A 26,607-nucleotide genomic window follows, 5' to 3' on the forward strand; every position below is an offset into this window, starting at 1 on the left:
GAGCCGTGCTGCCGAGCGGGGTGTCCATGCTGTGGGAGTCGTGCGACCCGGAACCCGCTCTGCGCGAACGGTTCGGGTTCGACGGTTTGGACGCGGCGGCGGAGTGGGTGACGGCCGCCCTCGCGGGGACCTGGGACGTCACGGTCCGCGAGTGCCCGCGGTTGGCCATCAGCGACCAGAACGTCATCGCCTGGGCCGCCTCGGACCGGGGAGACCTGGTCGTGAAGTGGTCCCGGGACACCGCGCGCTTCGCCCGGTTGGACACCTCGACATCGATGCTGCGCACCCTGGACCGCCGCGGGGTCCCGGTCGCGGCGCCGTTGGCGACCCGGGACGGACGTGAGCGGGTCGTGCTGGCGGGGCCGCTCGGCGACCTCTCCGTCACCGTCCTCCCGGAACTGCACGGCGACTGGCTGGACGTGGGCGACCTCGCCGCCGTGCACTCGGCCGGGGCGTGGCTGGCGAAGCTGCACGCGGCGTTCCCAGCTGCCCCCGGCGGGTCCACGAGCCCGCTGCGCCCGCGCCTGGAGACGTGGCTGGAGACCTCGGACCGCGGCCTCGTCCCGACTGCGTCGGCGCGCCTGTCCGCGCTCCTGACCCGGGTTCCGCCGCTGGAGGACGCACCGCAGTTCGTCCACAACGACTTCCGGGCCGCGAACCTGCTGACGCGGGACTCCGAGGTCGTGGGCGTGCTCGACTTCGACGAGGTCGCCGTGGACCACCGGGTCGGCGACCTCGCCAAGGCCTGCGTCTACCTCGGGACCCGCTTCACCGACTGGCGTCCCACGCCCCCCACGGTGCGGACGGCGTTGCGCGAGGGCTACGAGTCGGTGCGCCCCCTGAGCCCCGGGGAGGCGCACTGGCTCGAGGTCCTCGTGCTCTGGCAAGCGCTGATGGCCGTCCCCGGTCCCGAGGACCCGGGCGGCTGGGCGGCGGCGGTGTGAGTGTGAGGTGTGCTCAGAGGACGGAGCGGTAGACCTCCAGGGTCCGGGCCGCGATGGCGTCCCAGGAGAAGTGCTCCACCGCACGGGCCCGGCCGGCGGCCCCGCGGGCACGGGCCCGGTCGGGGTCGGAGACGGCGTCGGTGAGGGTCGCGGCGAGGTCGGCGACGAACTTCTCGGGATCGACGGGGGCGCCGGTGCCGTCGGTGACCTGCTCGATGGGGACCAGCCAGCCGGTCACGCCGTCGTCGACGACCTCGGGGATGCCGCCGGTGGCGGTGCCGACGACGGCTGCGCCGCACGCCATCGCCTCGAGGTTGACGATGCCCAGCGGCTCGTAGACGGAGGGGCAGACGAACACCGTCGCCTGCGAGAGGTGCTCGAGGAGTTCGGGACGGCTCAGGTGGCGGTCGAGCCAGACGACGCCCTCGCGGGTCTTCTGCAGTTCGGCGACGAGCCCGGCCACCTCGGCGGCGATCTCGGGGGTGTCGGGGGCCCCGGCGCACAGGACGAGCTGAACCTCCGGCGGGAGCTGGGCGCAGGCCCGCAGCAGGTGCGGCAGCCCCTTCTGACGGGTGATGCGGCCGACGAAGACCACGCTGGGGCGGTCGGGGTCGACCCCGTTGGCCCGCACCAGGTCACGGCCCGGCACCGGGACCCACTCGGAGGCGTCGATGCCGTTGTGGACGACGTGGACGCGGGCGGGGTCCAGGGCCGGGTAGCTGCGCAGGATGTCGGCGCGCATGCCGGCGCTGACGGCGATGACGGCCGCGGCGGCCTCGAAGGCGGTCTTCTCGGCCCAGCTGGACACGCGGTAACCGCCGCCCAGCTGCTCGGCCTTCCACGGCCGCAACGGTTCCAGGCTGTGGGCGGAGACGACGTGCGGGACGCCGTGCAGCAGGGAGGCCAGGTGTCCGGCCATGTTGGCGTACCAGGTGTGGGAGTGCACGACGTCGGCGCCGGCGACGTCCTGGGCCATCGCGAGGTCGACGCCGAGGGTCCGCAGGGCCGCGTTGGCCCCCTCCAGCGTCGTCGGTTCGGGGTAGGCGGTCGCGCCGGGCTCGGTGCGGGGCGCGCCGAAGCAGCGGACGGCCACCTCGGGTCCGCCGGGCACGGAACGCAGTGCTTTCACCAGTTCCTCGACGTGAACTCCCGCTCCGCCGTAGATCTCCGGCGGGTACTCCTTCGTCAGCAGGTCGACACGCATCGAACTTCCTTCCCGTACATGGTGGGCACGCCACCGTAGCGGGGCCTATGGTGCCCCTCGTGGCCACACCGAACGTCCTCGCGATCGTCCTCGCCGGCGGGGAGGGGAAGCGGCTCATGCCGCTCACCGCCGACCGGGCCAAACCCGCCGTTCCGTTCGGGGGGACGTACCGGCTCATCGACTTCGCCCTCTCCAACCTGGTGAACGCCGGGTACCGCAAGATCGTCGTCCTGACGCAGTACAAGTCCCACTCCCTGGACCGCCACATCTCCCAGGGCTGGCGGATGTCGAACCTCTTCGGGTCCTACATCGCCTCGGTGCCCGCACAGCAGCGGGTCGGGCAGCGCTGGTACCTGGGTTCGGCCGACGCGATCTACCAGTCGCTGAACCTGGTCTCGGACGAGCGGCCCGACTACGTGGTCGTGGTCGGGGCCGACCACGTCTACCGGATGGACTTCTCGCAGATGGTCGAGGCGCACATCGCCTCCGGTTCGCCGTGCAGCGTCGCGGCGATCCGCCAGCCCATCTCCCTCGCCGACCAGTTCGGGGTCATCCAGACCGAACCGGGTTCGAACAAGATCGCCGATTTCCTGGAGAAGCCGAAGGACCCGCAGGGTCTGGAGGACTCCCCGCACGAGGTCCTGGCCTCGATGGGCAACTACGTCTTCACGGCCGACGCGCTCGTGGACGCGGTGACCCGCGACTCCGAGGACGAGGACTCCAAGCACGACATGGGCGGCGATATCGTCCCCGACTTCGTCTCGCGCGGGCAGGCCTCGGTCTACGACTTCAAGGACAACGAGGTCCCCGGGGCCACCGACCGCGACCGCGCCTACTGGCGCGACGTGGGAACGATGGACTCCTACTTCGAGGCCCAGATGGACCTCATCTCGGTGCTGCCGGTGTTCAACCTCTACAACTACGAGTGGCCCATCATCACCGCGCAGGACTACTACCCGCCGGCGAAGTTCGTCCACGGCTGGCAGGGCACCTACGGCCACGCGGTGAACTCCATCATCTCCCAGGGCACCGTCGTCTCCGGTGCGCTGGTGGAGAAGTCGGTGGTCTCGCCCAACGTGCGCCTCGACTCCTGGGCCCACGTCAGCGAGTCCGTCCTCATGGACGGGGTGCAGGTCGGGCGCCACGCCGTCGTGCAGCGGGCCATCGTCGACAAGTTCGTCACCATCCCCGAGGACGCGCGGATCGGCGTCGACCCCGACGAGGACCGCGCCCGGGGTTTCCACGTGACCGACTCGGGCATCACGGTCGTCGGCAAGGGCCAGACGATCCCGACCTGAACCCGGACCTGGTGGCAGCGCCGGGCGGGACCTAGGGTCAGCACATGACCGCAGATCCGCGCCCGGTGCGCATCGGCATCCAGATCCAGCCCCAGCACGCGCAGTACCCCGCGATCCGCGCCGCCGCGGCGCGGGCGGAGGAGATGGGCGCCGACATCGCCTTCAACTGGGACCACTTCTACCCGCTCTACGGCGAGCCCGAGGGCCTGCACTTCGAGGCCTGGACGATGCTGGCCGCGTGGGCGGAGGCGACGTCGCGCATCGAGATCGGTGCGCTGGTGTCCTGCAACTCCTACCGCAACCCCGAACTGCTCGCCGACATGGCCCGCACCGTCGACCACGTCTCCGCCCACGACACGGGATCGGGCCGCCTGATCCTGGGCATCGGGTCCGGGTGGTTCGAGAAGGACTACGACGAGTACGGCTACGAGTTCGGCACCGCCGGCGGGCGGCTGAACAAGCTCCGTGACGACATGCCGCGCATCGAGAGCCGGCTGGCGAAGCTGAACCCGGCGCCCACCCGCAAGGTTCCCGTCCTCATCGGCGGCGGCGGGGAGCAGAAGACGCTGCGCATCGTCGCGAAGCACGCGGACATCTGGCACTCCTTCGGCGACGTCGAGACGTTCACCCGCAAGAGCGGGATCCTCGACGAACGCTGCGCCGAGATCGGCCGGGACCCCCTGGAGATCGAGCGCTCCGTCGGGGTCGAGCCCAAGGACGGGGTCGAGGCGGCGGAGGCGCTGCACGCCGCCGGCGGCCGGCTGTTCACCTTCGGTACCGGTGGACCCGACTACGACATGGGTTTCCTCGCCGAGCTCATCGCCTGGCGCGACAGCAAGAACGCCTGACCGTCACCGCAGGGCACGCCCGGTAGGGTTCCGGGCGTGCCTGACACCCCCTCCCCGACCACGGTGCTGGTGACCGTCACCGGACCCGACCGGCCTGGGGTGACGTCGGCGCTGTTCGCCGCCCTCGCCGGGACGGCGGCCCACGTGCTGGACGTGGAGCAGGTCGTCGTCGGCGGGATCCTGACGTTGTCGGCGCTGGTCACCGACCCGGTTCCCGGGGCGGTGGCCCTCGCCGTCTCCCCCGGAACCGTCGCCGGCCTGCAGGGGCTCGAGGTGACCTGCGCCGCACCGGAAGAGGTGCTCGTCACGGCCCGGCCGCGACGGTTGCACGTGACGCTGCTGGGAGCGCCGTTGATGCCGGCCGCGATCGCGCGCATCACCACGGTGCTGGCCGAGGCCGGCGCCAACGTCGACCGGATCCGGCGGATGTCGGTCCACCCGGTGACCAGCGTGGAACTCGACGTCTCCACCCACGGCGGTCCCGAGGAACTCCTCGCCCTGCGCCGCACGCTCTCCGTCGAGGCCGGCCGGCACGGACTCGACGCGGCCGTCTCCCCCGCCGGCCTGGCCCGGATGGGTCGACGCCTCGTCGTCATGGACGTCGACTCGACCCTCATCCAGCAGGAGGTCATCGAACTCCTCGCCGCGCACGCCGGACGCGAGGCCGAGGTGGCGGCCGTCACCGAACGCGCCATGCGCGGGGAGATCGACTTCGCCGCCTCGTTGCGCGAACGCGTGGCCTGTCTGGAGGGTCTCGACGTCTCGGTCATCGACGCCGTCCGGGCGGCCGTCGTCCTCACCCCGGGGGCGCGGACCCTGTGCCGGACGCTGCACCGGCTGGGTTTCACCCTGGCCCTGGTGTCCGGGGGGTTCCTGGAGGTCGTCGGCCCCCTCGCCGCGGAACTCGGGATCGCCCACGTGCGGGCGAACCGGCTGCAGGTGGTGCACGGCACGCTCACCGGGCGGGTCACGGGACCCGTCGTCGACCGCGCGGCGAAGGCCGTGGCCCTGCGCGACTTCGCCGCCGCGGAGGGACTCCCGCTGCACCGCACCGTCGCCGTCGGCGACGGCGCGAACGACCTCGACATGCTCGCCGCGGCCGGGCTGGGGATCGCCTTCAACGCCAAACCCGTCGTGCGCGAACAGGCCGACGCGGCCCTCAACGTCCCCTACCTCGACGCCGTCCTGCCGCTGCTGGGCATCACGCGCGACGACGTCGAGGAGGCCGACCTGCTCGACCAGGCCGGACGGAGCGGTCCCGGGGACGCGGCGCTCAGCCGCGGTTGAGCGCCCAGGTGGAGAGCCCGGCCAGCCCGAGGATGACCACGATCATCACGACGCCGTAGAGGGCCAGGCGCCGGCCCCCGGAGGGTTTCGGGTCCGCCACCTCAGTGCCCCATCCCGAGGCCGCCGTCGACGGGCAGCACGGCCCCGTTGACGTAGCCGGCGTCGGCGAGGAACAACGCGGCCTGCGCGATCTCGGCGACGTCACCGAAGCGCCCCGCCGGGATGCTGCCCTTGTACTGGGTGGCGGTCGCCTCGGGCAGGGCACGGGTCATGTCGGTGTCGATGAACCCGGGGGCGATGACGTTGGCGGTGATGCCGCGGCTGCCCAGCTCGCGGGCGATGGAGCGGGCCAGGCCGATGAGACCGGACTTGGACGCCGCGTAGTTGGTCTGGCCCGGGGAGCCGTAGAGCCCCACGACGCTGGACATGAAGATGAGGCGCCCCTTCTTGGCCCGCACCATCCCGCGCACCGCACGGCGCGCCACCCGCCAGGCCCCCGCGAGGTTGGCGTCGAGGACGGAGTCGAACTCCTCGTCGCTCATGCGCATCAGGAGCTGGTCGCGGGTGGTGCCGGCGTTGGCCACCAGGACCTCGACGGCGCCCTGCTCGGCCTCCACGGCGGCGAAGGCCGCGTCGAGGGAGGCGGGATCGGTCACGTCGGCGCGGACCCCGAACAACCCTGCGGGCGGCTCCCCGGAGCGGTAGGTGATCGCCACCCGGTCCCCGGCGGCCGCGAAGGCCCGGGCGACGGCGAGGCCGATCCCCCGGTTCCCGCCGGTCACGAGGACGCTGCGGGGAGTTCGTTCGCCGGTGGGGGCAGTGAGCTGCGACACGATGGGCGAAAATAACGCATCCGGCTGTGAACTGGACGGGTGGGGGTCGTCGGGCAGGCATAGCGTGAACGTGTGCAGGAGCAGGAACCGAGCTACCAGATCACCGCCGCCCCGACGTCCCAGACCGACGACATGGGGGTGCGGTACCGCAAGTACGTCATCTCGATGATCATCCGCACGGTCTGCTTCCTGTGCTTCGCGTTCATCGACCACCCCATCCGCTGGGTCTTCGTCGGTGGTGCGCTCGTGCTGCCCTACATCGCCGTGGTGCTCGCGAACGCCGGCCGGGAGTCCCGTGGGCCCGCCCCGGACTCCTTCGACATCACCGCGCCGGCCCCGCGGCCCCCGGAGCAGCTGCCGGCGATCGAGGCCACGATCACGTCCGTGCGCTCCCCGCGGGACGACGCCCGCTGAACCGCTCGGCCCGGACACGCGACATCCGGCGTTCACACAGGGTTGGACGGGACGTCGCTCGGTGCGAGACTGCTGACGTGGAACCTGGTGCACAGCCCGGTACGACTCATGGCGATGCCTCGCCGCGCTACTCCCCCCCGACCGTGGTCTCGATGCACGAGCCACCCTCGGACCCCGTCTGCAGCGCTCGGGGGTGCACCCACCACGCCGACTTCGGCCTGCTGTGGAACAACCCGAGCCTGCACACCCCCGAACGCCGCAAGACGTGGCTGGCCTGTGCCGAGCACCGTGACCACCTGTCGGAGTTCCTCGGGGCGAGGGGCTTCCTGCGCGAGGTTCTCGAAGTGGCACAGTTGCGGGCGTGAGCGTTCTGCGACTGCTGCGGGAACCACGGTGGCTGCGTGGACTGGCGGTCGCCGTCCTGATCGCGTTCGTCTGCCTCCTCCTGGGTCGCTGGCAGTGGCACCGCCGTGAAGAGCGCCTGGCCGCGAACGCCCCCCTGGTCCAGAACTACGACGCGCGACCCGTCGACGTCACCCGAGTGCTGCCCGCGGGCTCCGAACTGGCGAAGGCCGACGTGTGGACGCCGGTGCGGGTCACCGGTACCTACGACGTGGCCGACACCCTGCTGGTGCGCAACCGGCCGCGCGACGACACCGCCGGCTACGAGGTGCTCGTACCGCTGGTGCTCGGCGACGGCACCGCCCTGGTCGTGGACCGCGGGTGGCTGGCGGCCGGTGACGACACCGACCGCCCGGACACGCTGCCCGCCCCGGCGCAGGGCGAGGTCACCGTCGTGGCGCGCCTGCGTCAGTGGGAGGAGGCCAAGCGCGGGACCGTCCCGCCCGGCCAGGTCGGCTCCATCGGACGTGCGCAGGTGGCGGCGGCCGTGCCGGGGCTGAGACTGCTCGACGGGTACGCCGTGCTCGCCACCGAGGACCCGTCCGCGGCCACCGCCCCCGCTCCGGCGCTGCGGCCCGACGTCGACGAGGGGCCGCACCTGGCCTACACGGTGCAGTGGTTCGGGTTCGCCCTGACGGCGCTGGTCGTCTGGGTCGTCGCGGGCCGGCGGGAGCTGGACCTGCGGGCCGGCGAGACCGGTGAGTCCGAGGAGGCCGGGGAGACCACGGAGGGTGAGCGGATCGAGGAGACCGTCGAGGCGGTCGAGGCGGCTCCCGCGCCACGCCGGGGGGCCCGGCGCACGGTGCGGTCCGGGGTGGACGAGCAGGCGGAGGACGCCGAACTGGACGCCGCTGACCAGCGGTTCTAGAAGATCCCGGGTGTCCGCGGACCCCACCGAGGTTCGCCCGTTCGGGGGCAAACGATCATGCTGTGTGTACCAACGGCCACTCTGCGCAACAATGGACCCATGGACCTGGGCCTGAGTGACCGCGTGTACATCGTCTCCGGTGCGTCCACCGGGCTCGGGCTCTCCTGCGCCAGGGTGCTCGCCGACGAAGGTGCACTCCTCGTGCTGCACGCGGGAGACGAGGACGAACTGCGCACGGTGATGCCCAGCATCGGCGAACCGTCCCGTCTGCTGCCCGTCCCGGGCGACATCTCCGACCCCGGCACCGAGACCCGTCTCGTCGCCGCGGCCCACGCCCGGTTCGGGCGCCTGGACGGCGCGATCATCTCCTGCGGGGCTCCACCCACCTCCACCGTCCTGGAGGCCTCCGACGGGGCGTGGCGCGAGGCGTTCGAGTCGAGCCTGCTCGGCCCGCTGCGCCTGGCCCGTTCGGTCGGCAAGGCCGCGACCGGGGAGGGTGCCTCGATGGTGCTGCTGCTCTCCAGCACCGTCCGCACGCCCGTCATGGACGCCGGCGTCGCGAACGGGCTGCGTCCGGGCCTGGCGATGGCCGCGAAGGCCCTGGCCGACGAACTCGGCCCGCGCGGGGTGCGGATCAACAACCTGCTCGCCGGGCACGTCGACGCCAGTTCGCCGTTGGAGTTCGAGGACTCCGCCGAACTGGCCCCCGACGTGCTGGAGGACATCCCGCTGCGCCGGGCCGGACTCCCCGACGAGTTCGCGCGCGCGGCGGTGTTCCTGCTCTCCCCCGCGGCGTCCTACATCACGGGGGCGTCGCTCACCGTGGACGGAGGAACCGACCGCTCGCTGTGAACGGCCGGCCCCCGCTCGGCAGCGGCCTCTCAGCCCTGCCGGGCCTTGCCGCGGGTCGCCCCGCCACGACTGCGCAGGGTCACCTCGTTCTCGCTGAGCAACCGGTGCACGAAACCGTAGGAACGACCTGTCTCCTCGGCGAGTGCGCGGATGCTCTTCCCTTCGGCGTAACCCTTCGACAGCTCGCCGGCGAGCTGCTCCCGTTCGGAACCGCTCAACCGGGTTCCCCGCTTGATCGTTTCGGTCATCCCGACCTCTCCTCAACGTCGTCGCAGACCCCAGGACCCCCTCCATGGTCACCACCACCGGCGGTTCCGGCCACTCGAACGGGGAGATCACTGCTCCGTACGTGATCTTCGGACTCCCGCTCCGACCTGCACAAACGTTTCATCCTGGGAGGGTCGACCCGCCAGACCGGCGTAGTGACGCGGACGGGGAGGTGCGCGACCTTGGAAACCCGGCTGATCGTGGTCCGGGGGAACTCCGGCAGCGGGGGGGTCGACGCTGGCCGCCGCGCTCCGGGCGGCGCGTCCCCGCGGCGTCGCGGTCCTGGGTCAGGACGTCCTGCGGCGTCAGGTGCTGCACGTCGAGGACCGGCCGGGCGCGTTGTCCGTCGGGCTCCTCGACCTCACGGCACGCTCCGCCCGGGACCACGGACTCCACGTGGTCGTCGAGGGGATCCTCCAGGAGGAGATCCACGGCAACGGCGCGGCCTAGTACACCTGGTCGCCGAGCACGTCGGGACGAGTCGCTGCTACCGCTACGAGGTCCCCTTCGAGGAGACGCTGCGCCGGCACGCGACGAAGGGGGACGTGGCGCACGAGTTCGGAGAGGCCGAGATGAGTTCCTGGTGGCGGGACCGGGACCCGCGCACGGGAGTCGACGAGCGCACCCTCGACGCGGCGTTCACGGCGCAACAGGCCCTGGCCACGGTCCTCCCCGACTGCGGCTGGGGCTGACGGCCCCCGTGGGGAGGGACGTGATCGAGACGGTGCAGCTGCGCGACGACGCCCGGTCGAGGACGGCGTCGCGCACCCGTCCGGGCGCCCGGCCCGTGGTGATCGTGCCCGGCGGCCCGGGACGCTGGGACCACCTGGCACCGGTCGCCGAGCTGGTCGGGATCCCGGGCTGCTGCCCCGCGTGGGACCGCGCCTCCTGGAAGGCGCCGGCCACCACCCGTGGGTGGAGCGCACCGAGGAGTTCACCGCCGTGGTGCGGGACTTCCTCGAGCCACCTCGACCTCAGGCCAGCGAGACGAGCTCCTGGTAGCCCGCGTTCCACAGGTCCTCCACCCCGTCGGGCAGCAGCACCACCCGCTCGGGGCCGAGCGCCTCGACGGCGCCCTCGTCGTGGGTGACGAGCACGACGGCACCCTCGTAGTGCTTGAGCGCGTCGAGGATCTCGGCGCGCGAGGCGGGGTCGAGGTTGTTCGTCGGCTCGTCCAGCAGCAGCACGTTGGCGCTGGAGACGACGAGGGTGGCCAGGGCCAGGCGGGTCTTCTCCCCGCCGGAGAGCACGCCCGCCGGCTTGTCGACGTCGTCTCCGGAGAAGAGGAACGAGCCGAGGACGGTGCGGACCCGGGTGTCGTCGAGGTCCGGGGAGGCGGAGCGCATGTTCTCCAGCACGGAGCGGTTGACGTCGAGCGTCTCGTGCTCCTGGGCGTAGTACCCGATCTTGACGCCGTGGCCGCCGATGATCTCACCGGTGTCGGGCTGCTCGACCCCACCGAGCATCCGCAGCAGCGTGGTCTTCCCGGCACCGTTGAGCCCCAGGATGACGACGCGCGAGCCGCGGTCGATGGCCAGGTCGACGCCCATGAAGATCTCCAGCGAGCCGTAGGACTTCGACAGCCCTTCCGCCATCAGCGGGGTCTTGCCGCAGGGGGCGGGCTTGGGGAAGCGCAGCTTGGCGACCTTGTCCTGGACACGGACCTCCTCGAGGCTGCCCAGCAGCCGCTCGGCGCGCTTGGCCATGTTCTGCGCCGCCACCGCCTTGGTCGCCTTGGCCCCCATCTTGGCGGCCTGCAGCAGCAGCGTCCCGGCCTTCTTCTCGGCGTTGGCGCGTTCGCGGATGCGGCGCTTCTCGTCGGTCTCGCGCTGCTTGAGGTAGTTCTTCCAGCCGACGTTGTAGAGGTCGATGGTGGCGCGGTTGGCGTCGAGGTGGAACACCCGGTTGACGACGACCTCGAGCAGTTCGACGTCGTGGCTGATGACGATGAGCCCACCGGCGTAGTTCTTGAGGTGGTCGCGCAGCCAGGCGATGGAGTCGGCGTCGAGGTGGTTGGTCGGCTCGTCCAGCAGCAGCGTCTCGCTGGCGGAGAACAGGATGCGGGCGAGCTCGACGCGGCGGCGCTGACCCCCGGAGAGCGTCTTCAGCTGCTGCTCGAGGATGCGCTCGGGCAGGTTGAGGTTCGCGCAGATCCGGGCGGCCTCGCTCTCGGCGGTGTAGCCGCCGAGGGCCACGAAGCGGGCGTCGAGCTTGGTGTAGCGGTCCATGGCCTTGTCGCGGACCTTGTCGTCCTCGCTGGCCATGTCGACCTCGGCCTTGCGCAGCTTGGCGATGACGTCGTCGAGGCCGCGGGCGGCCAGGATGCGGTCGCGGGCCAGCATCTCGGGGTCGCCGGCGCGCGGGTCCTGGGGCAGGTACCCGATCTCCCCGGAGCGGGTCACGGTGCCCGAGGCGGGCTGCCCCTCCCCGGCGAGGACCTTGGTCAGGGTCGTCTTCCCGGCGCCGTTGCGGCCCACCAGTCCGATGCGGTCGCCGGCGGCGACACGGAAGTTCACGCCCTCCATGAGGAGACGGGCCCCTGCACGCAGTTCGATGTCGGACGCGACGATCACGAGGGCAGCTCTCAAGGGTTTCGAACGACGGGGGTCGACGACGATTCTACGGCCCTCGGTACCGGTGCACCGTCCGCTAGGTTTCGGCCCGTGACCTCGCCCACCCGCCGGCGCCCGGCGACCGCCCCCGACGCCGGTCTGCGCCGTCCCGCCGAACCCTCCCGGGACCTGGCCCTCGTCGCCGTCTTCGCCGCCCTGGTGTGCGCGCTGGCCCTCACCCCGGGCATCCCGATCGGGCTGCTGGCCATCCCGATCACGCTGCAGACGTTGGGGATCGTGCTCTGCGGCGCCCTGCTCGGCCCGTGGCGCGGGGCGGCGGCTGCGGCGCTGTACCTCGTGGTCGGAGCGGCCGGTGTCCCGGTCTTCGCCAACGGGGGCGCCGGGCTCGGCGTGTTCGCGGGCGCGAGCGCCGGGTTCCTGCTCTCCTACCCCTTCGCCGCCTTCGTCACCGGGCTGATCACCCGCGCGGGGGTGCGTCGCGGGCGCGCCGTCCTCGGGCTGGTCGCCGGGACGGTGGTGGGCGGGCTCGTCGTCGTCTACGCCTTCGGCATCCCCGGGATGGCCTGGGGCGGCGGCCTGACCTGGGCGAAGGCCGCTGCGCTCTGCCTCGGTTACGTGCCCGCCGACCTCGTCAAGGTCGTCCTCGCCGTGCTCGTCGCCGCCCCGGTGCACCGCGCCTTCCCCCGCCTGAGCGCCCGCTGAGGTCGCACGTCCCGTGATCCGCCTGGCGGGGGTGCGTGTGGAGGCCGGTGAACGGACCGTGCTGCACCACCTCGACCTCGAGATCGATCCGGCGAGCAGCCCGATGACGGCGCTGATCGGGCCCAACGGTTCCGGGAAGTCCACGCTGCTGCGGTTGCTGGACGGTCTCGTCCTGGCCAACACCGGTCGGATCACCGTCGACGGGCTCGATCCCGAACGCGAGCTGAAGGCGCTGCGGCGGCGGGTCGGTTTCGTCTTCACCGACCCCGACGCGCAGCTCGTCATGCCGACGGCGGTCGAGGACGTGGCCCTGTCGTTGCGCCGCACGGAGGTCCCCCGCCGTCACCACGACGTCCGGGCCCGGGAGCTGCTGGCCGCCGCGGGGCTGGGCGCCCTGGCCGACCGGTCGGTGCGGGAGGCCTCCAGCGGGCAGCGGCAGCTGCTGGCGTTGACCTCCGTGCTGGCGACGGGTCCGCGGGTGCTGCTCTGCGACGAGCCGACGACCCTGCTGGACCTGCGCACCGCCCGTCGCGTCGGCGACGTCCTGCGGGACCCGCCGGCCCCCGTCGCCCAGGTCGTCGTCGCCACCCACGACCTGGACCTCGCCGGGCGCGCCGACCGGGTGCTGTGGATCGAGGACGGCCGGGTGCGGGGCGACGGGGGTCCCGCCGAGGTCGTCGCCGCCTACCGCCGGGCCGCCGGGTGAGGCGCGGCCTGCTCGGGGCGCCGCCGCTGCTGGGGGTGGTGGAACCGGGTGACTCCTGGCTGCACCGGACCGCTCCGGGGGTCAAGCTGGCCGTCCTGCTCGTCCTGGGCACGGTGGTCGGGGTGGTGCGGCTGGTGGCCCCGGACGTGGTCGCCGCCGCGGTCCCGGTCGGTCTCGGCGTGCTGGTCGTCGTCCTCGCCCGCGGTGGCGGGCTGCGGGTGCGGCTGCTGCTCGTGCCGGTGCGCCGGGTGTGGGTGCTGCTCATCGCGCTGGCGCTGGTGCAGCTGTGGAGCGCGGGGCCGCTGCGCGCGGTCGCCACCGTCGCGGGTCTGCTCGCGTGCCTGTGGGCGGCGACGGTCGTGACCGCCACGACGCCCGTCCCGGCGGTGCTGGACACCGTCGTGCGGGCCGCCACGCCGCTGCGCCGCTTCGGGGTGGACCCCGACCGGCTGGCGCTCGGGCTGACCCTGACGATCACCAGCATCCCCGTCGTCGGTCGCCTGCTCGCGGAGTCGCGCGAGGCCGCGGCCGCCCGCGGACTCGGTGGCGACCCGCGGGCGCTGCTCGTGCCGACGCTGGTCCGCACGGTCGCGCACGCGGAGGCGCTGGGTGAGGCGCTGGCCGCCCGGGGACTCGACTGACCCCACGAGGGACGGTCACCGCTGGGCCGACCGGGTGGTCGCGGTGTTGTGGGGCTCAGGACCGAGGGTGACGACTGCCGACAGGTGGTGGAGAGCCTGCGGACTCCTCCGGCGGGACCCATGAGCGGAGAGTTGTGCCATGTCGCGTCTGCGGGACCTGAGGGTCGCCTCGAAGCTGTTCGCCGGCTTCACCGTCGTGGTGGTCCTGATCGTCACCGTCGGGGCCGTCGGGTTCCTCGGCCTGCGCTCGGCCCAGCACCGGCTCGAGGACATGTACTCCAACAGCGTGGTCTCGGTCAGCACCCTGCAGCAGGTCCAGACCGACTTCGTGCAGAGCCTGAAGAGCCTCGACGACCTCGTCATCGCCTCCGACGACACGCACACCACGGCGGCGGCCGGCGACCTGCGGGCCGCCGACGCCGCCCTGGACGCGGACTGGAAGGCCTACCTGGCCACCGACCCGGTGCAGACCCCGGCGCAGCTCGACGCCTTCGAGACGGCCCTCGCCCAGTACCTCACGGCGCGCAAGGACCTGGAGGGGATCGCCCAGTCGTTCGACTCCAGCGCCTTCAGCGGTCGGTTCGACGCGACGGTGAAGCCCCTGGAGGCCTCCCTGGAGCAGCAGCTGCGGGAGATGGACGACCGCGAGCTCGCCGCAGCGCAGGCCTCCCGGCAAGCCGGGGCCACGGCCTACGCCCGCGCCGCCGTCCTCATGGTCGCGACCATCGCCGTCGCCGTCGTGGCCTCGCTGGTCATGGCCACCGTGATCGCCCGCAGCATCGCCCGTCCCCTGCACCGGGTGGTGGCGGTCGTGCGGGGCCTCGCCGAGGGGCACCTCGACGAGCGCGTCGGCCTCACCAGCAAGGACGAGATCGGCGTCATGGCTCAGGCCCTCGACGCCTCCACCGAGCGTCTCGGCTCGGTCATGGCCCAGATCGTCGCGAACTCCTCCACGTTGGCCGCCTCCGCCGAGGAACTCACCACCGTCGCCACCCAGATGTCCGCCGGCGCCGAGGAGAGCTCGCACCAGAGCCAGGTCGTCTCCGCGGCCACCGAGCAGATCTCCGCGAACATCGGGACCGTCGCCGCCGCCGGCGAGGAGATGACCGCCGCGATCCGCGAGATCTCGGCCTCCACCGCCGACGCCAGCCAGGTCGCCGGCACCGCCGTCGTCGCCGCCCAGGCCGCGGACGAGACCCTCACCCGCCTCGCGGTCTCCAGCCGCGAGATCGGCGAGGTCGTCAAGCTCATCACCTCCATCGCCGGGCAGACGAACCTGCTGGCCCTGAACGCCACCATCGAGGCCGCCCGCGCCGGGGAGATGGGCAAGGGCTTCGCCGTGGTCGCCGAGGAGGTCAAGGAACTCGCGCAGCAGACGGCCCGCGCGACCGAGGAGATCGTCGCCAAGGTCGGTTCGACGCAGGCCGACGCGACCGCCGCCGGGGCGGCGATCGCGGAGATCTCCGAGGTCATCGCCCGCATCGACGCGCTGCAGTCGACCATCACGGCGGCCGTCGAGGAGCAGTCCGCCACGACGTCGGAGATGGTCCGCAACGTCACCGAGGTCTCCGCCGGCGCCGGCGAGATCTCCGCCACCATGTCCGGCATCGCCCAGGGCGCCGTGGAGTCCGCCAACTCCGCCGGGCACACCGCGACGACCAGCCAGGACGTCTCCCGGGTCGCGAGCGACCTGCAGAGCCTCGTCTCGACCTTCCGCTTCTGAGACCCCCGGGCCCGCGGGCTCAGCGGGTCCCGCGCTGCGCCCAGGAGGCGCCGAGGCGGTGGACGAGATCGCGGCCCCGTGCGGCACCGGCCCGCGCCGCGGCCGGGCGCAGCGAGAGGTCCATCGCGTTCGCGCCGAAGAGGTGCTCGTGCTCGACGTCGGGGACGACCGTCTCGACGTGGCTCCCGCCCGCCTCGAGCTCCTCGACCTGGGCCGCGAGCTGCATCCCCCAGGCCGGCGGGTGCAGGGTGCTGCCGCCGAGCGGTGAGAGCACGAGGACCCGGTCGTACCCGGCGGCGAGGTCGGCGTTCTCGTTGCGGCGGTAGCCGCCGTCGAGGTAGCGGTCCTCCCCGATCCGGTACGGGAGACGGCTGGAACAACTGGCCGCGACGGCGTCGACGAGGTCCGCCCCGGAGTTCCGGTCGAAGGTGAAACCCTCGCCGGTGCGGGCGTCGAGCGCGGTGAGGAGGAGTCTGCGCTGCGGCCAGTCCGGGCGGGGCAACCGGGCCGCCACGCTGTCGCGCCACTGCACCGACCAGGAGGCGTCGGAGTCCGTCGCCAACGCCGCGGCCCCGAGCCGCCGACGCATGTCGGCCGCGTCCTGCGACCCGGCGATGAGGTCACGGAGGCGCTGCAGGTGGTCGCTCACCGGGCGGCCCGGTCCGCCCCCGGTGCGGGTGGGCGGGGGGACGAGCGCGGCGGCCAGCAGTTCCGTGGGGGTCGCCCCGGCCAGCTGTGCCGCAACCGTGGCCCCGGCCGAGGTGCCGACCGTCAGGTCGGCGTCGCTGACGTCGAGACCCGCCTCGAACAGCCCCGCCACGACGCCGATCAGCCAGGCGTTGCCGGTCGAGCCGCCGCCCCCGAGGACGAGGGCGGTGGACGGGGCGGGGTGGGCGGTCACGAGGGTCAGCGAATCAGACGCACGAGGGGCGCGACACCGGGTTTCCCGGTGCCGCGCCCCTGGGGTGCTGCGTGCCTGCTCAGACGTTGAAGCCGAGCGCCCGCAACTGGTCCTTGCCGTCGTCGGTGATCTTCTCGGGACCCCACGGCGGCATCCACACCCAGTTGATGCGGTGGTCGGCCACCACGTCGACGAGGGCCTGCTGCGTCTGGTCCTCGATGACGTCGGTCAGCGGGCAGGCCGCGCTGGTCAACGTCATGTCGATGGTCGCGACGTTGTCGTCGGAGACCGTCAACCCGTAGATGAGGCCCAGGTCGACGACGTTGATCCCCAGCTCGGGGTCCATGACGTCCTTGAGGGCTTCCTCGATGTCGGCGATGGCCGCCGGCGTCGGCCCGCTGGCCGACGTGGTGGTCGCCGGAGTTTCTGTCTCGCTCACCAGGGCCTCCTCAGGCGTGGGTGAGGAAGCGGTCGTAACCGGATTCCTCGAGGGCGTCGGCCAGTTCCGGACCACCCTGTTCGGCCACCCGGCCGTTGACGAACACGTGCACGAACTGCGGCGTGATGTAGCGCAGGATCCGCGTGTAGTGCGTGATGAGCAGGACGCCCGGGTTCACGGTCGAGAGCGAGCGGTTCACGCCCTCGGAGACGATCTTCAGCGCGTCGACGTCGAGGCCGGAGTCGGTCTCGTCGAGGATCGCGATCTTGGGCTTGAGCAGCTCCATCTGGAGGATCTCGTGGCGCTTCTTCTCGCCGCCGGAGAAGTGCTCGTTGACGTTGCGCTCGGCGAAGGTGGGGTCCATCTTCAGGTCGTCCATCGCCTGCTTGACGTCCTTGACCCACGTGCGCAGCTTGGGCGCCTCGCCGTCGATCGCGGTCTTCGCGGTCCGCAGGAAGTTCGACACGGTGACCCCGGGGACCTCGACGGGGTACTGCATCGCGAGGAACATCCCGGCGCGGGCGCGCTCGTCGACGGTCATCGCGAGGACGTCCTCGCCGTCGAGCGTGACGCTGCCGCCGGTGACGGTGTACTTGGGGTGGCCCGCGATCGAGTAGGCCAGCGTCGACTTTCCGGAACCGTTGGGCCCCATCACGGCGTGGACCTCACCGGAGTTGATGGTGAGGTCGACCCCGCGCAGGATCTCCTTCACGGAGCCGTCGGCTTCGTCGACCGTCACGTGCAGGTCGCGGATCTCCAGGGTGGACATTCAGTTCTCCTCAACGGTTTCTCGCTCGGCGAGCTGGCGTTCGATGGTGGTCATGAGACGCGACGAGACGTCCGGGATCCCGATCTTGTCGACGATGCTCGCGAAGAACCCGCGGACCACCAGTCGACGGGCCTCGTCCTCGGTGATGCCGCGCGACTGCAGGTAGAACAGCTGCTCGTCGTCGAAGCGACCCGTCGCGGACGCGTGGCCGGCGCCGACGATCTGGCCGGTCTCGATCTCGAGGTTCGGCACGGAGTCGGCGCGCGCCCCCTCGGTCAGGACGAGGTTGCGGTTCAGCTCGTAGGTCTCGGTGCCCTCGGCCGCGGCGCGGATGAGGACGTCACCGATCCAGACGGCGTGCGCGCCCTGGCCCTGCAGCGCGCCCTTGTACTCCACGTAGCTCTTGCAGTTGACGGCCTCGTGGTCGACGAACTGGCGGTGCTCGGTGTGCTGACCGGCACCGGCGAAGTAGACGCCGAGCGCGGTGGCGTCGCCGCCGGGGCCCGCGTAGCTGAGGTTCACCGAGATCCGGACGGCCTTGCCGCCCAGCGAGACGCTGATGTGGCGGACGCGGGCGTCGCGACCGGCCCGCACGTCGTGCTGGCCGATGTGGACCGCGTCAGCGTCCCACTCCTGCAGCGACACGACCGTGACCTCGGAGGCGTCGCCCGCGCGGACCTCGACGTTGCCGCGGTGCGCGCCACCGCCCAGGTGCGAGAGCACGACGAGCGCCTTGGCGTGGTGCCCCGTCTCGACCACGACGTGACCGGCGGTGGTGCGACCGGCCTCCCCGCGGATGGTGACGAGGACGGGTTCGTCAAGTTCAACCTCCGCCGGCACCTTCACCAGGTGCGCGACCTCGGTGGAGCTCCAGCCGGCGGCCGCGGCGCGGTCACCCGGCACGAACGCCGTCCCCGCGCCGACCTCGGCGAGGGTGCCGGTGCGGTGCTCGACGACGGCGGGGCCGGAGACCTCGACGCTCGCGGCGTTCCCGGCGACCGCGTCCGCGGCCTCGAAGAGCGGACTGAACTCGCGCAACGGCGAGAACTTCCACTCCTCCTCGCGACCCGTGGGCACGACGAAGTCGGCCACGTCGAAGGAGGTCCTGCGCTCGGCGCGGGACGCCTCGGGGACGGTCCCGCCACCGTGGCTGTGGGCCCCGGTGGTGTCGCCCTGCTGAGCGGCGCGACTCTCGTCGAGGGCTTCGTTGAGCAGGGTCATCAGCCGACGGCCCCTTCCATCTGCAGTTCGATGAGGCGGTTGAGTTCCAGCGCGTACTCCATGGGCAGTTCCCGCGCGACGGGTTCGATGAACCCGCGCACGATCATCGCCATGGCCTCGTCCTCGGCCATGCCGCGGCTCATGAGGTAGAAGAGCTGGTCGTCGGAGACCTTCGAGACCGTGGCCTCGTGCCCCATGACGACGTCGTCCTCGCGGATGTCGTTGTAGGGGTAGGTGTCCGAGCGGGAGATGGTGTCGACCAGCAGCGCGTCGCAGCGCACCGTGGAGGCCGAGTGGTGCGCGCCCTCGAGGACCTGGATGAGCCCTCGGTAGGACGTGCGGCCACCGCCGCGGGCGATCGACTTCGAGATGATGGAGCTCGCGGTGTAGGGAGCCGCGTGGACCATCTTGGCGCCGGCGTCCTGGTGCTGACCCTCACCGGCCATGGCGATGGACAGCGTCTCGCCCTTGGCGTGCTCGCCCATGAGGTAGATCGCGGGGTACTTCATCGTGACCTTGGACCCGATGTTCCCGTCGACCCACTCCATGGTCGCGCCCTCGGCGGCCGTGGCGCGCTTGGTGACCAGGTTGTAGACGTTGTTCGACCAGTTCTGGATCGTCGTGTAGCGCACACGGGCGTTCTTCTTCACGATGATCTCGACGACCGCGGAGTGCAGCGAGTCGCTCTGGTAGATCGGCGCCGTGCAGCCCTCCACGTAGTGCACGTAGGAGTCCTCGTCGGCGATGATCAGCGTGCGCTCGAACTGGCCCATGTTCTCGGTGTTGATCCGGAAGTAGGCCTGCAGCGGGATGTCGACGTGGACGCCCTTGGGCACGTAGATGAACGAGCCGCCGGACCACACCGCGGTGTTCAGCGACGCGAACTTGTTGTCGCCCACCGGGATGACGGTGCCGAAGTACTCGCGGAAGAGTTCCTCGTGCTCGCGCAGACCGGTGTCGGTGTCGACGAAGATGACACCCTTCTCCTCCAGGTCCTCGCGGATCTGGTGGTAGACGACCTCGGACTCGTACTGCGCGGCGACGCCGGCGATGAGGCGCTGCTTCTCGGCCTCGGGGATGCCCAGGCGGTCGTAGGTCGCCTTGATGTCCTCGGGGAGCTCGTCCCAGCTGGTGGCCTGCTTCTCCGTCGAGCGGACGAAGTACTTGATGTTGTCGAAGTCGATGCCGCTGAGGTCGGAACCCCAGTTCGGCATCGGCTTGCGGCCGAAGAGGCGCAGGGCCTTGAGGCGCAGGGCGAGCATCCACTCGGGCTCGTTCTTGAGCGAGGAGATGTTGCGCACGACGTCCTCGGAGAGCCCGCGGCGGGCGGTCGAGCCGGCGACGTCGGAGTCCGCCCAGCCGTAGGCGTACTTGCCCATGCCCTCGAGTTCGGGCGGGCCCGCGGTGGTCTGGGTGTCGGACACGGTGTCGGTCACGAGCGTCGTCCTTCCGTCTGGTCCCCCGTGGCGGTGGCCACGGTGTCGTCTTGCGGGTCGTGCTGGTTCTGGGTCAGCGCCTCGAGCGGTACGAACGAGGTGCAGACGTGGTCGCCGTGCGCGAGCGTGGCCAACCGCTGGACACGGGTGCCGAGGATCCGTTCGAACGTGCGCCGCTCGGCCTCGCACAGCTGCGGGAACGACTCGGCCACCCGCTGCACGGGGCAGTGCCCCTGGCACAACTGGAGCCCTTCGACCGCTGTTCCCCGCGCCGCCGGGCGTGAACTGGCCGAGTAGCCCTGGGCGGCCAGCGCCTCGACGAGGGCCTGCGCCCGCTCGGGCACCGTCCCCTCCAGACCGGCGAGGGAGTGCTCCAGCGCGGCGAAGCGCCGGTTCGCGAAGTCCTCGACGGCCTGCGGCCCCTGGACCTCGGCGAGGTAGGCCAGGGCCGAGAGCGCGAGGTCGTCGTAACCGGCCGGCAGGGCGTCGTGCCCGGCCGAGCCGACCACGTAGTCCTTGGCGGGCCGGCCCCGGCCGCGGCGGGCGTCCGCACGCGGCTCCCGGGTCTCGAGCACCCCTTCGGCCACCATCGGGTCGAGGTGGCGCCGGACGGCGGCGACCGTGAGGCCCAGCAGTTCGGCGATGCGGGCGGCGGTGACGGGACCGAACTCGGCGACGGTCGCCCGCACCCGGGTACGGGTCCGTGCGTCCTCACCAGTCCCTGGACCGCCACCACTCTGACCGCCTACTAAGGTCGGCCTCACCATTTGCACAACACCCATGTTACCTAATTGGCTGCCGCTCGCCCAACCACCCCACCGGGTGACCTGGCCCACGTGGTCGGGCGGCTACTACCCGGGCTCGTAGACTCAACCCTCGTGGCGATCGGCTCCCCCTCACCCCTGACCCTGGGCGACTTCCGCAAGGACGCGGCCGTCGAGGTGAGCGACCTGCGCAAGACCTACCCCGGCGGCCCCGCCGTGCTCGACGGCCTGTCCTTCCGCGCCGAACGCGGTCGCGTGACGGCCCTGCTCGGCCCGAACGGGGCGGGCAAGACGACGACGGTCGGCATCTGCGAGGGGCTGCAGCGCGCCGACTCCGGCACCGTCCGCGTCCTCGGACTGGACCCGGTCGCGGACGCGGCCACCCTGCGGCCGCGGGTCGGGGTGATGCTGCAGGACGGCGGGCTGCCCAGCGGCGTCGGGGCCCTGGAGGCGCTGCGCCACCTCGCCGAGCTGCACACCGACCCCCTCGACGTCGACGCCCTCGCCGAACGGCTCGGGCTCACCTCCTTCGCGAGGACTCGGGTGCGCCGGCTCTCCGGCGGCCAGCGCCAGCGGCTCGCGACGGCCTGCGCGCTCGTGGGCCGGCCCGAGCTGGTCTTCCTCGACGAACCCAGCGCCGGCCTCGACCCGCAGGCGCGGCTCGCCGTCTGGGACGTCGTGCGCGAGGTGCGGGCCGCGGGGGTGGCGGTCGTGCTCACCACCCACCTCATGGAGGAGGCCGAACGCCTCGCCGACTCCGTCGTCGTCGTCGACCACGGCCGGGCCGTCGCCACCGGCTCCCCCGACGAGCTCACCCGCGGTCCCGCCTCGCTGGCCTTCCGCTCGCGGCCGGGACTGCCCACCGAGTCCCTGGCCCGCGCGCTGCCGGTCGGCGCGGACGTCTCCGAGGTCGACACCGGCCGGTACCTGGTCAGCGGCATCGACGTCGACCCGCGGGTCGTGGCGACCGTGACCAACTGGTGCGCCACCCACGACGTCCTCGCCGAGGGGGTCGGACCGGTGCGCCGGACGCTCGAGGACGTCTTCCTCGACCTGACCGGAAGGACCCTGCGATGACGTCCGGTGCCACGACCCTCGACTTCACGCCCGCCGGGACCGCGGCGCCGCTGGCCCGCCGGGTGCTGCGCCAGGCCGCGTTCGAGACCAAGGTCTCGTTGCGCAACGGCGAGCAGTTGCTGCTGACCCTCCTCCTGCCGGCCCTGGTGCTCGTCGGGGTCACCCGCGTCACCTCCCTCGACCTCGGCTCCGGCGACCGCCCGGCGCTGGCCCTGGGGGGTGTCGTGGCCCTCGCGGTGGTCTCCACCGCCTTCACCGGGCAGGCCATCGGAACGGGGTTCGACCGGCGCAACGGCGTGCTGCGCCTGCTGGCGGCCAGTCCGCTGGCGCGCTCGGGCCTGCTCGTGGGGAAGGTCCTCTCGGTGCTGGCCGTCGTGGTCGTCCAGGTCGTCGTGCTCGGCGTCATCGCGCTGTTCCTCGGCTGGTCCCCCGACGCCGCCGCCCTCGCCGCGGCCGTCCCGGCCGTGCTCCTCGGCGTCGCGGCGTTCACGTCGCTGGGTCTGCTGCTGGCCGGGACGGTCCGCGCCGAAGGCACCCTCGCCGTCGCCAACTTCGTCTGGGTGCTGCTGCTCGCGGGGGGCGGGCTGGTGCTGCCGTCCCCGCTCGGCGCGTTCGCCGGGGTGCTGCCCTCGGGAGCCCTGGGGACCGCCGTCCGGCAGGCTCTCGCCACCGGCACGGTCGCCGTCGTCCCGCTGCTCGTCCTCGCCGCGTGGGGCCTCGTCGCGGGCCTGGCCTGCGCGCGCTGGTTCCGCTGGGAGTGAGACGGGCCCCCGCCCGCCCGCGGGATCGTTGCCTCCCCGACGTCACCAGGCGTCCTCGGGGAGGCAACGATCCCACCCCGCCCGGCCCACCGCAGCCGCGGCGCCAGAACGGACGAAGCCGCCGTGGACGTGTCCACGGCGGCTCTCGTCGTTCGTCCGGTCAGGCCCTCAGAACGGCCAGCCGACGCTCACGAACGGGTCGACCGCGACGGCGATCGACAGCAGCGTCAGGTAGGTGATCGAACCGTGGAAGACCCCCATCGGGGAGATCTGCTTCAGCTGCTCCAGCGTTCCGGCGTCACGCCCCCCGGTCTCCCGCTCGAAGCGGGTCGCCCTGCGGTGCAACCCGATCGTCTGCACCAGGAACCCGACGCCCAGCACGAGCGCGGCCACCCCGTAGACGACACCGGCGTTCCCGAGCGGCACCAGCAGCAACGAGCAGAGCACCATCGCGATCGTGTAGAGCACGATCTGGCGCGAGACCGTCGTGGGTTTCGCGACGACGGGGAGCATCGGGACACCGGCGTTGGCGTAGTCCTCGCGGTAGCGCACCGAGAGCGGCCAGTAGTGCGGCGGGGTCCAGAGGAAGATCACGCCGAACAGCACGAAGGGCGCCCAGTCCAGGGAGTCGCGCACCGCGGTCCAGCCGATGAGCACCTGCATGCACCCCGCGACCCCGCCCCAGACGATGTTCTGGGAGGTCCGGCGCTTCAGCAGCAGCGTGTAGCCCACGACGTAGAGCAGGATCGCGAGCAGCGCCAGCGCCGCGGAGAGGACGTTGACGAACGCGACGAAGATCGCCGTCGAGGCGAGCCCCAGGACCGTCGCGAAGACGAGCGCCTGGTTCGGCGAGATCAGACCCGTCACCAGCGGTCGGTTCTCGGTGCGTTTCATCAACGCGTCGATGTCGCGGTCGAAGTAGCAGTTGAGCGTGTTCGCGCAGCCCGCGGACAGCGCTCCCCCGACGAACGTCGTCAGGATGAGCCAGCCGGAGGGCAGGCCACCCGCGGCGAAGAGCATGACCGGGATGGTCGTGATGAGCAGCAGCTCGACGATGCGCGGCTTGGTGAGCGCCACGTAGGCGGCCACCCGGGGGTAACGCGGAGGACGCCCCTTGCGGCGCCGGCCCAGCAAGCTAGTCCGGGAGTGCGCGGGGGCGTCGGTCAGACGCGGGTCGGCGACGGTCACAGTGTCCTCAGGGCGAGGCGACAACGGGCGAGCACGAGCTTACGCCGCTGCTACGCAGTGTCGTACGCGGCGCCGCCTCCCGTGTCGGCGACGGTGCCTCGCACGAGGCCCCTGAGCACTCCCGGTGCGCCACCCTCACGAGCTGCGCCAGAGTCCCGTACGAGTAGGCTCGCTCTCGGTGATCCTCCCGCCGCGCCCGTCGTGTCGGGACGGAGGAGCCGCACACAGACGAACGCCTCGGGACGTCGCACCGCACGCGGTGGCGACGAACGACGGAGACAGAGAGCGGACCACGGCCGGTCCTCCACCGCCATCCCGGCGCTGGTCGGTCAGCTGGTTCGCACGGGAGGAGACACGTGAGCCAGCCCAGCCTCGAGTGGAGCGACCTCGACGACAAGGCGGTAGACACCGTCCGCGTCCTGGCGATGGACGCCGTGCAGCGCGTCGGCAACGGACACCCGGGTACCGCCATGAGCCTCGCGCCGGTGGCCTACCTGCTGTTCCAGAAACTGCTGCAGAACGACCCCACCGACCCGGACTGGGTCGGTCGTGACCGCTTCGTGCTGTCCTGCGGGCACTCCAGCCTGACGCTGTACATCCAGCTGTACCTGGCCGGCTACGGCCTGGAGATCGACGACCTCAAGGCGCTGCGCACCTGGGGTTCGAAGACCCCCGCGCACCCCGAGCACGGGCACACCGCCGGTGTCGAGATGACGACCGGCCCGCTGGGTCAGGGTCTGGCCTCGGCCGTCGGGATGGCCATGGCCGCCCGTCGTGAGCGTGGTCTGTTCGACCCCGAGGCCGCACCGGGCACGAGCCCGTTCGACCACAACATCTTCGTCCTGGCCTCCGACGGTGACATCCAGGAGGGCGTCACCTCCGAGGCCTCGGCGATCGCCGGCGTCCAGGAACTGGGCAACCTCGTCGTCATCTACGACGCGAACCACATCTCCATCGAGGACGACACCACGATCGCGCTCGGCGAGGACACCGGCAAGCGCTACGAGGCCTACGGCTGGCACGTCCAGACCATCGACTGGACCAACGGCGGCGAAGGTCCCTACACCGAGGACGTCGCCGGCCTGCACGCCGCGATCGAGGCCGCCAAGGCCGAGACCTCCAAGCCCTCGATCATCGTGCTGCGCACCCTGATCGCGTGGCCCGCGCCCAACGCGCAGAACACCGGCAAGGCCCACGGTTCCGCGCTCGGCGAGGCCGAGGTCAAGGCGACCAAGGAGGTCCTCGGCTTCGATCCCGAGCAGACCTTCCAGGTCGACGAGGACGTTCTCGCGCACACCCGCGCCGCCCGTGAGCGCGGCAAGACGCTGCACGAGGAGTGGCAGGGCGCGTTCGACACCTGGCGCAAGGGCGCCGGCGACCGCGTCGAGCTCTTCGAGCGGATGCGGACCCGCACCCTTCCCGCCGGTTGGGAGAAGGCGCTGCCCGTCTTCGAGGCCGGCAAGTCCGTCGCGACCCGCAAGGCCTCGGGCGACACACTGAGCGCCCTCGCGAGCGCCCTCCCCGAGCTCTGGGGCGGTTCGGCCGACCTGGCCGAGTCCAACCTCACCGCCATGAAGGGCGAGCCGAGCTTCCTGCCGCTCAACCGCACCACGAAGACCTGGGACGGCAACCCCTACGGGCGCACGCTGCACTTCGGCATCCGTGAGCACGCCATGGGCTCGATCCTCAACGGCATCGCGCTGCACGGCGGCACCCGCCCCTACGGCGGCACGTTCATGGTCTTCAGCGACTACATGCGCCCCCCGGTGCGTCTGGCCGCGATCATGCAGCTGCCGGTGACCTTCGTCTGGACGCACGACTCCATCGGGGTCGGCGAGGACGGTCCGACGCACCAGCCGATCGAGCACCTCGCCTCGCTGCGCGCCATCCCCGGCCTCGACGTCGTCCGCCCCGGTGACGCCAACGAGACCGCCTGGGCCTGGAAGACGATCCTCGAGACGACGAACCGTCCGGCCGGCCTGGCGCTCTCGCGCCAGAACCTGCCGACGTTCGACCGGTCTCAGGAGGGCTGGGGCGGCGCCGAAGGCACCGCCAAGGGCGCCTACGTCCTGGTCGAGTCCTCCACCGCGACGCCGTCGGTGATCCTCATCGCCACCGGTTCCGAGGTCGAGATCGCCGTCGGCGCCCGCGCCAAGCTGGAGGAGGCGGGCGTCCCGACGCGCGTCGTCTCGATGCCCTGCCGCGAGTGGTTCGACGCGCAGCCGCAGTCCTACCGCGACACCGTCCTGCTGCCGCAGGTCAAGGCCCGCGTCGCGGTCGAGGCCGGCATCGCTCAGGGTTGGCACGACCTGACCGGCGACGCCGGTCGCATCGTGAGCATCGAGCACTACGGCGCCTCCGCGGCCGCCGGCGTGCTCTACCGCGAGTTCGGCCTGACCGACGACGTCGTGTTCTCGGCGGCGCAGGAATCCCTCGCCGGACTGCAGTGATCCACCCCCGGGGGTTGCGACCTGCGACCCCCGGGGTTC

Annotated in this window: 28 protein-coding genes; 17 read left to right on the top strand and 11 right to left on the bottom strand. The window is 72.0% G+C overall.

What is annotated here, in order from left to right; genetic code table 11:
- Positions 1-5 precede the first annotated feature (5 nt).
- The gene (locus tag SJY07_RS01415) at positions 6-944 is read left to right on the top strand and encodes a phosphotransferase (protein ID WP_380156512.1); all 939 of its coding nucleotides are present in this window, start codon (positions 6-8) and stop codon (positions 942-944) included.
- A 13-nt stretch (positions 945-957) separates the two neighbouring features.
- On the opposite strand, the gene glgA is transcribed toward SJY07_RS01415, so the two are convergent.
- Positions 958-2,148, bottom strand: coding sequence for a glycogen synthase (glgA, locus tag SJY07_RS01420; RefSeq protein ID WP_328296019.1), 1,191 nt, complete (start codon positions 2,146-2,148; stop codon positions 958-960).
- A gap of 59 nt (positions 2,149-2,207) precedes the next feature.
- Between glgA and glgC the strand changes: the two genes are divergently transcribed.
- Genes glgC through serB form a run of 3 tightly spaced genes read left to right on the top strand, consistent with a single transcriptional unit; the run spans position 2,208 to position 5,581 of the window.
- A complete protein-coding gene (gene glgC / locus SJY07_RS01425; RefSeq protein ID WP_380156514.1) occupies positions 2,208-3,446 on the top strand; it encodes a glucose-1-phosphate adenylyltransferase in 1,239 nt (412 codons plus the stop codon).
- Positions 3,447-3,490: 44 nt separating this feature from the next.
- The gene (locus tag SJY07_RS01430; RefSeq protein WP_328296017.1) at positions 3,491-4,294 is read left to right on the top strand and encodes an LLM class F420-dependent oxidoreductase; all 804 of its coding nucleotides are present in this window, start codon (positions 3,491-3,493) and stop codon (positions 4,292-4,294) included.
- A 36-nt stretch (positions 4,295-4,330) separates the two neighbouring features.
- Positions 4,331-5,581, top strand: coding sequence for a phosphoserine phosphatase SerB (gene serB, locus SJY07_RS01435; RefSeq protein ID WP_380156517.1), 1,251 nt, complete (start codon positions 4,331-4,333; stop codon positions 5,579-5,581).
- A 101-nt stretch (positions 5,582-5,682) separates the two neighbouring features.
- Here serB and SJY07_RS01440 read toward each other — a convergent pair whose 3' ends face one another.
- On the bottom strand, positions 5,683-6,414 hold the full coding sequence (locus SJY07_RS01440) for an SDR family oxidoreductase (protein WP_380156519.1): 732 nt from the start codon (positions 6,412-6,414) through the stop codon (positions 5,683-5,685).
- A 72-nt stretch (positions 6,415-6,486) separates the two neighbouring features.
- Here SJY07_RS01440 and SJY07_RS01445 point away from each other — a divergent pair, with 72 nt between their 5' ends.
- The 4 genes from SJY07_RS01445 (at position 6,487) to SJY07_RS01460 (ending at position 8,950) form a co-directional block, all read left to right on the top strand.
- On the top strand, positions 6,487-6,828 hold the full coding sequence (locus SJY07_RS01445) for a DUF3099 domain-containing protein (protein WP_380156521.1): 342 nt from the start codon (positions 6,487-6,489) through the stop codon (positions 6,826-6,828).
- 152 nt (positions 6,829-6,980) lie between these two features.
- The gene (locus SJY07_RS01450; RefSeq protein WP_328296013.1) at positions 6,981-7,193 is read left to right on the top strand and encodes a hypothetical protein; all 213 of its coding nucleotides are present in this window, start codon (positions 6,981-6,983) and stop codon (positions 7,191-7,193) included.
- Positions 7,190-8,098, top strand: a complete 909-nt coding sequence (locus SJY07_RS01455) for an SURF1 family protein (protein ID WP_380156523.1) — start codon at positions 7,190-7,192, stop codon at positions 8,096-8,098. The genes SJY07_RS01450 and SJY07_RS01455 overlap by 4 nt, the downstream gene beginning before the upstream one ends.
- 99 nt (positions 8,099-8,197) lie before the next feature.
- On the top strand, positions 8,198-8,950 hold the full coding sequence (locus tag SJY07_RS01460; protein ID WP_328296011.1) for an SDR family oxidoreductase: 753 nt from the start codon (positions 8,198-8,200) through the stop codon (positions 8,948-8,950).
- A 29-nt stretch (positions 8,951-8,979) separates the two neighbouring features.
- On the opposite strand, the gene SJY07_RS01465 is transcribed toward SJY07_RS01460, so the two are convergent.
- On the bottom strand, positions 8,980-9,198 hold the full coding sequence (locus SJY07_RS01465; protein ID WP_328296010.1) for a helix-turn-helix domain-containing protein: 219 nt from the start codon (positions 9,196-9,198) through the stop codon (positions 8,980-8,982).
- Positions 9,199-9,526: 328 nt separating this feature from the next.
- On the opposite strand from SJY07_RS01465, the gene SJY07_RS01470 reads away from it, so the two are divergent.
- Positions 9,527-9,667, top strand: a complete 141-nt coding sequence (locus SJY07_RS01470) for a hypothetical protein (protein ID WP_380156526.1) — start codon at positions 9,527-9,529, stop codon at positions 9,665-9,667.
- Between the two features lie 95 nt (positions 9,668-9,762).
- Complete coding sequence (locus SJY07_RS01475; RefSeq protein ID WP_380156528.1) at positions 9,763-9,909, top strand: hypothetical protein; 147 nt, start codon at positions 9,763-9,765, stop codon at positions 9,907-9,909.
- A 282-nt stretch (positions 9,910-10,191) separates the two neighbouring features.
- Here SJY07_RS01475 and SJY07_RS01480 read toward each other — a convergent pair whose 3' ends face one another.
- On the bottom strand, positions 10,192-11,790 hold the full coding sequence (locus tag SJY07_RS01480; protein WP_328296008.1) for an ABC-F family ATP-binding cassette domain-containing protein: 1,599 nt from the start codon (positions 11,788-11,790) through the stop codon (positions 10,192-10,194).
- Between the two features lie 90 nt (positions 11,791-11,880).
- Here SJY07_RS01480 and SJY07_RS01485 point away from each other — a divergent pair, with 90 nt between their 5' ends.
- The 4 genes from SJY07_RS01485 to SJY07_RS01500 all read left to right on the top strand — a co-directional run bounded on the left by SJY07_RS01485 (position 11,881) and on the right by SJY07_RS01500 (position 15,562).
- Entirely contained in the window at positions 11,881-12,492 is a 612-nt protein-coding gene (locus tag SJY07_RS01485) for a biotin transporter BioY (protein ID WP_380156530.1), read from the top strand.
- Between the two features lie 13 nt (positions 12,493-12,505).
- Positions 12,506-13,198 carry an energy-coupling factor ABC transporter ATP-binding protein gene (locus tag SJY07_RS01490; protein WP_380156532.1) on the top strand — a complete coding sequence of 231 codons (693 nt, stop codon included), beginning with the start codon at positions 12,506-12,508 and terminating at the stop codon, positions 13,196-13,198.
- On the top strand, positions 13,195-13,839 hold the full coding sequence (locus tag SJY07_RS01495; RefSeq protein WP_380156534.1) for a CbiQ family ECF transporter T component: 645 nt from the start codon (positions 13,195-13,197) through the stop codon (positions 13,837-13,839). The genes SJY07_RS01490 and SJY07_RS01495 overlap by 4 nt, the downstream gene beginning before the upstream one ends.
- Before the next feature lie 139 nt (positions 13,840-13,978).
- Positions 13,979-15,562: a methyl-accepting chemotaxis protein gene (locus SJY07_RS01500; RefSeq protein ID WP_380156536.1), complete on the top strand. Its 1,584-nt coding sequence runs from the start codon at positions 13,979-13,981 to the stop codon at positions 15,560-15,562.
- A 19-nt stretch (positions 15,563-15,581) separates the two neighbouring features.
- Here SJY07_RS01500 and SJY07_RS01505 read toward each other — a convergent pair whose 3' ends face one another.
- The 6 genes from SJY07_RS01505 to SJY07_RS01530 all read right to left on the bottom strand — a co-directional run bounded on the left by SJY07_RS01505 (position 15,582) and on the right by SJY07_RS01530 (position 21,017).
- Positions 15,582-16,463, bottom strand: a complete 882-nt coding sequence (locus tag SJY07_RS01505; protein WP_380156538.1) for a patatin-like phospholipase family protein — start codon at positions 16,461-16,463, stop codon at positions 15,582-15,584.
- Positions 16,464-16,542: 79 nt separating this feature from the next.
- Entirely contained in the window at positions 16,543-16,902 is a 360-nt protein-coding gene (locus tag SJY07_RS01510; protein WP_380156540.1) for a metal-sulfur cluster assembly factor, read from the bottom strand.
- Positions 16,903-16,912: 10 nt separating this feature from the next.
- On the bottom strand, positions 16,913-17,671 hold the full coding sequence (sufC, locus tag SJY07_RS01515; RefSeq protein WP_328296001.1) for a Fe-S cluster assembly ATPase SufC: 759 nt from the start codon (positions 17,669-17,671) through the stop codon (positions 16,913-16,915).
- A complete protein-coding gene (gene sufD, locus SJY07_RS01520) occupies positions 17,672-18,892 on the bottom strand; it encodes a Fe-S cluster assembly protein SufD (protein WP_380156543.1) in 1,221 nt (406 codons plus the stop codon).
- Positions 18,892-20,271 (bottom strand): Fe-S cluster assembly protein SufB, encoded by a 1,380-nt coding sequence (gene sufB / locus SJY07_RS01525; protein ID WP_328296296.1) that lies wholly within the window; start codon positions 20,269-20,271, stop codon positions 18,892-18,894. Before sufB ends, sufD begins: the two co-directional genes overlap by 1 nt.
- Positions 20,272-20,324: 53 nt before the next feature.
- The gene (locus SJY07_RS01530; protein ID WP_380156545.1) at positions 20,325-21,017 is read right to left on the bottom strand and encodes a helix-turn-helix transcriptional regulator; all 693 of its coding nucleotides are present in this window, start codon (positions 21,015-21,017) and stop codon (positions 20,325-20,327) included.
- A gap of 189 nt (positions 21,018-21,206) precedes the next feature.
- Here SJY07_RS01530 and SJY07_RS01535 point away from each other — a divergent pair, with 189 nt between their 5' ends.
- Positions 21,207-22,169, top strand: a complete 963-nt coding sequence (locus SJY07_RS01535; RefSeq protein WP_380156547.1) for an ABC transporter ATP-binding protein — start codon at positions 21,207-21,209, stop codon at positions 22,167-22,169.
- Positions 22,166-22,930 carry an ABC transporter permease gene (locus SJY07_RS01540; protein ID WP_328295997.1) on the top strand — a complete coding sequence of 255 codons (765 nt, stop codon included), beginning with the start codon at positions 22,166-22,168 and terminating at the stop codon, positions 22,928-22,930. The genes SJY07_RS01535 and SJY07_RS01540 overlap by 4 nt, the downstream gene beginning before the upstream one ends.
- Before the next feature lie 168 nt (positions 22,931-23,098).
- Here SJY07_RS01540 and SJY07_RS01545 read toward each other — a convergent pair whose 3' ends face one another.
- Positions 23,099-24,097 (bottom strand): heme o synthase, encoded by a 999-nt coding sequence (locus tag SJY07_RS01545; protein WP_380162091.1) that lies wholly within the window; start codon positions 24,095-24,097, stop codon positions 23,099-23,101.
- Between the two features lie 377 nt (positions 24,098-24,474).
- On the opposite strand from SJY07_RS01545, the gene tkt reads away from it, so the two are divergent.
- Positions 24,475-26,568, top strand: a complete 2,094-nt coding sequence (gene tkt, locus SJY07_RS01550) for a transketolase (protein WP_380156549.1) — start codon at positions 24,475-24,477, stop codon at positions 26,566-26,568.
- Positions 26,569-26,607: the final 39 nt, after the last annotated feature.

The sequence above is a fragment of the Kineococcus sp. R86509 genome, from assembly GCF_042466365.1.
GTDB lineage: Bacteria > Actinomycetota > Actinomycetes > Actinomycetales > Kineococcaceae > Kineococcus.

Bases quoted from the DNA above. Each gene is read 5' to 3' on its own strand.
- glgA (WP_328296019.1), bottom strand. From the start codon at position 2,148: ATGCGTGTCGACCTGCTGACGAAGGAGTACCCGCCGGAGATCTACGGC.
- SJY07_RS01430 (WP_328296017.1), top strand. From the start codon at position 3,491: ATGACCGCAGATCCGCGCCCGGTGCGCATCGGCATCCAGATCCAGCCC.
- SJY07_RS01450 (WP_328296013.1), top strand. From the start codon at position 6,981: ATGCACGAGCCACCCTCGGACCCCGTCTGCAGCGCTCGGGGGTGCACC.
- SJY07_RS01460 (WP_328296011.1), top strand. From the start codon at position 8,198: ATGGACCTGGGCCTGAGTGACCGCGTGTACATCGTCTCCGGTGCGTCC.
- SJY07_RS01465 (WP_328296010.1), bottom strand. From the start codon at position 9,198: ATGACCGAAACGATCAAGCGGGGAACCCGGTTGAGCGGTTCCGAACGG.
- SJY07_RS01500 (WP_380156536.1), top strand. From the start codon at position 13,979: ATGTCGCGTCTGCGGGACCTGAGGGTCGCCTCGAAGCTGTTCGCCGGC.
- sufC (WP_328296001.1), bottom strand. From the start codon at position 17,671: ATGTCCACCCTGGAGATCCGCGACCTGCACGTGACGGTCGACGAAGCC.
- sufD (WP_380156543.1), bottom strand. From the start codon at position 18,892: ATGACCCTGCTCAACGAAGCCCTCGACGAGAGTCGCGCCGCTCAGCAG.
- sufB (WP_328296296.1), bottom strand. From the start codon at position 20,271: ATGGGCAAGTACGCCTACGGCTGGGCGGACTCCGACGTCGCCGGCTCG.
- SJY07_RS01540 (WP_328295997.1), top strand. From the start codon at position 22,166: ATGACGTCCGGTGCCACGACCCTCGACTTCACGCCCGCCGGGACCGCG.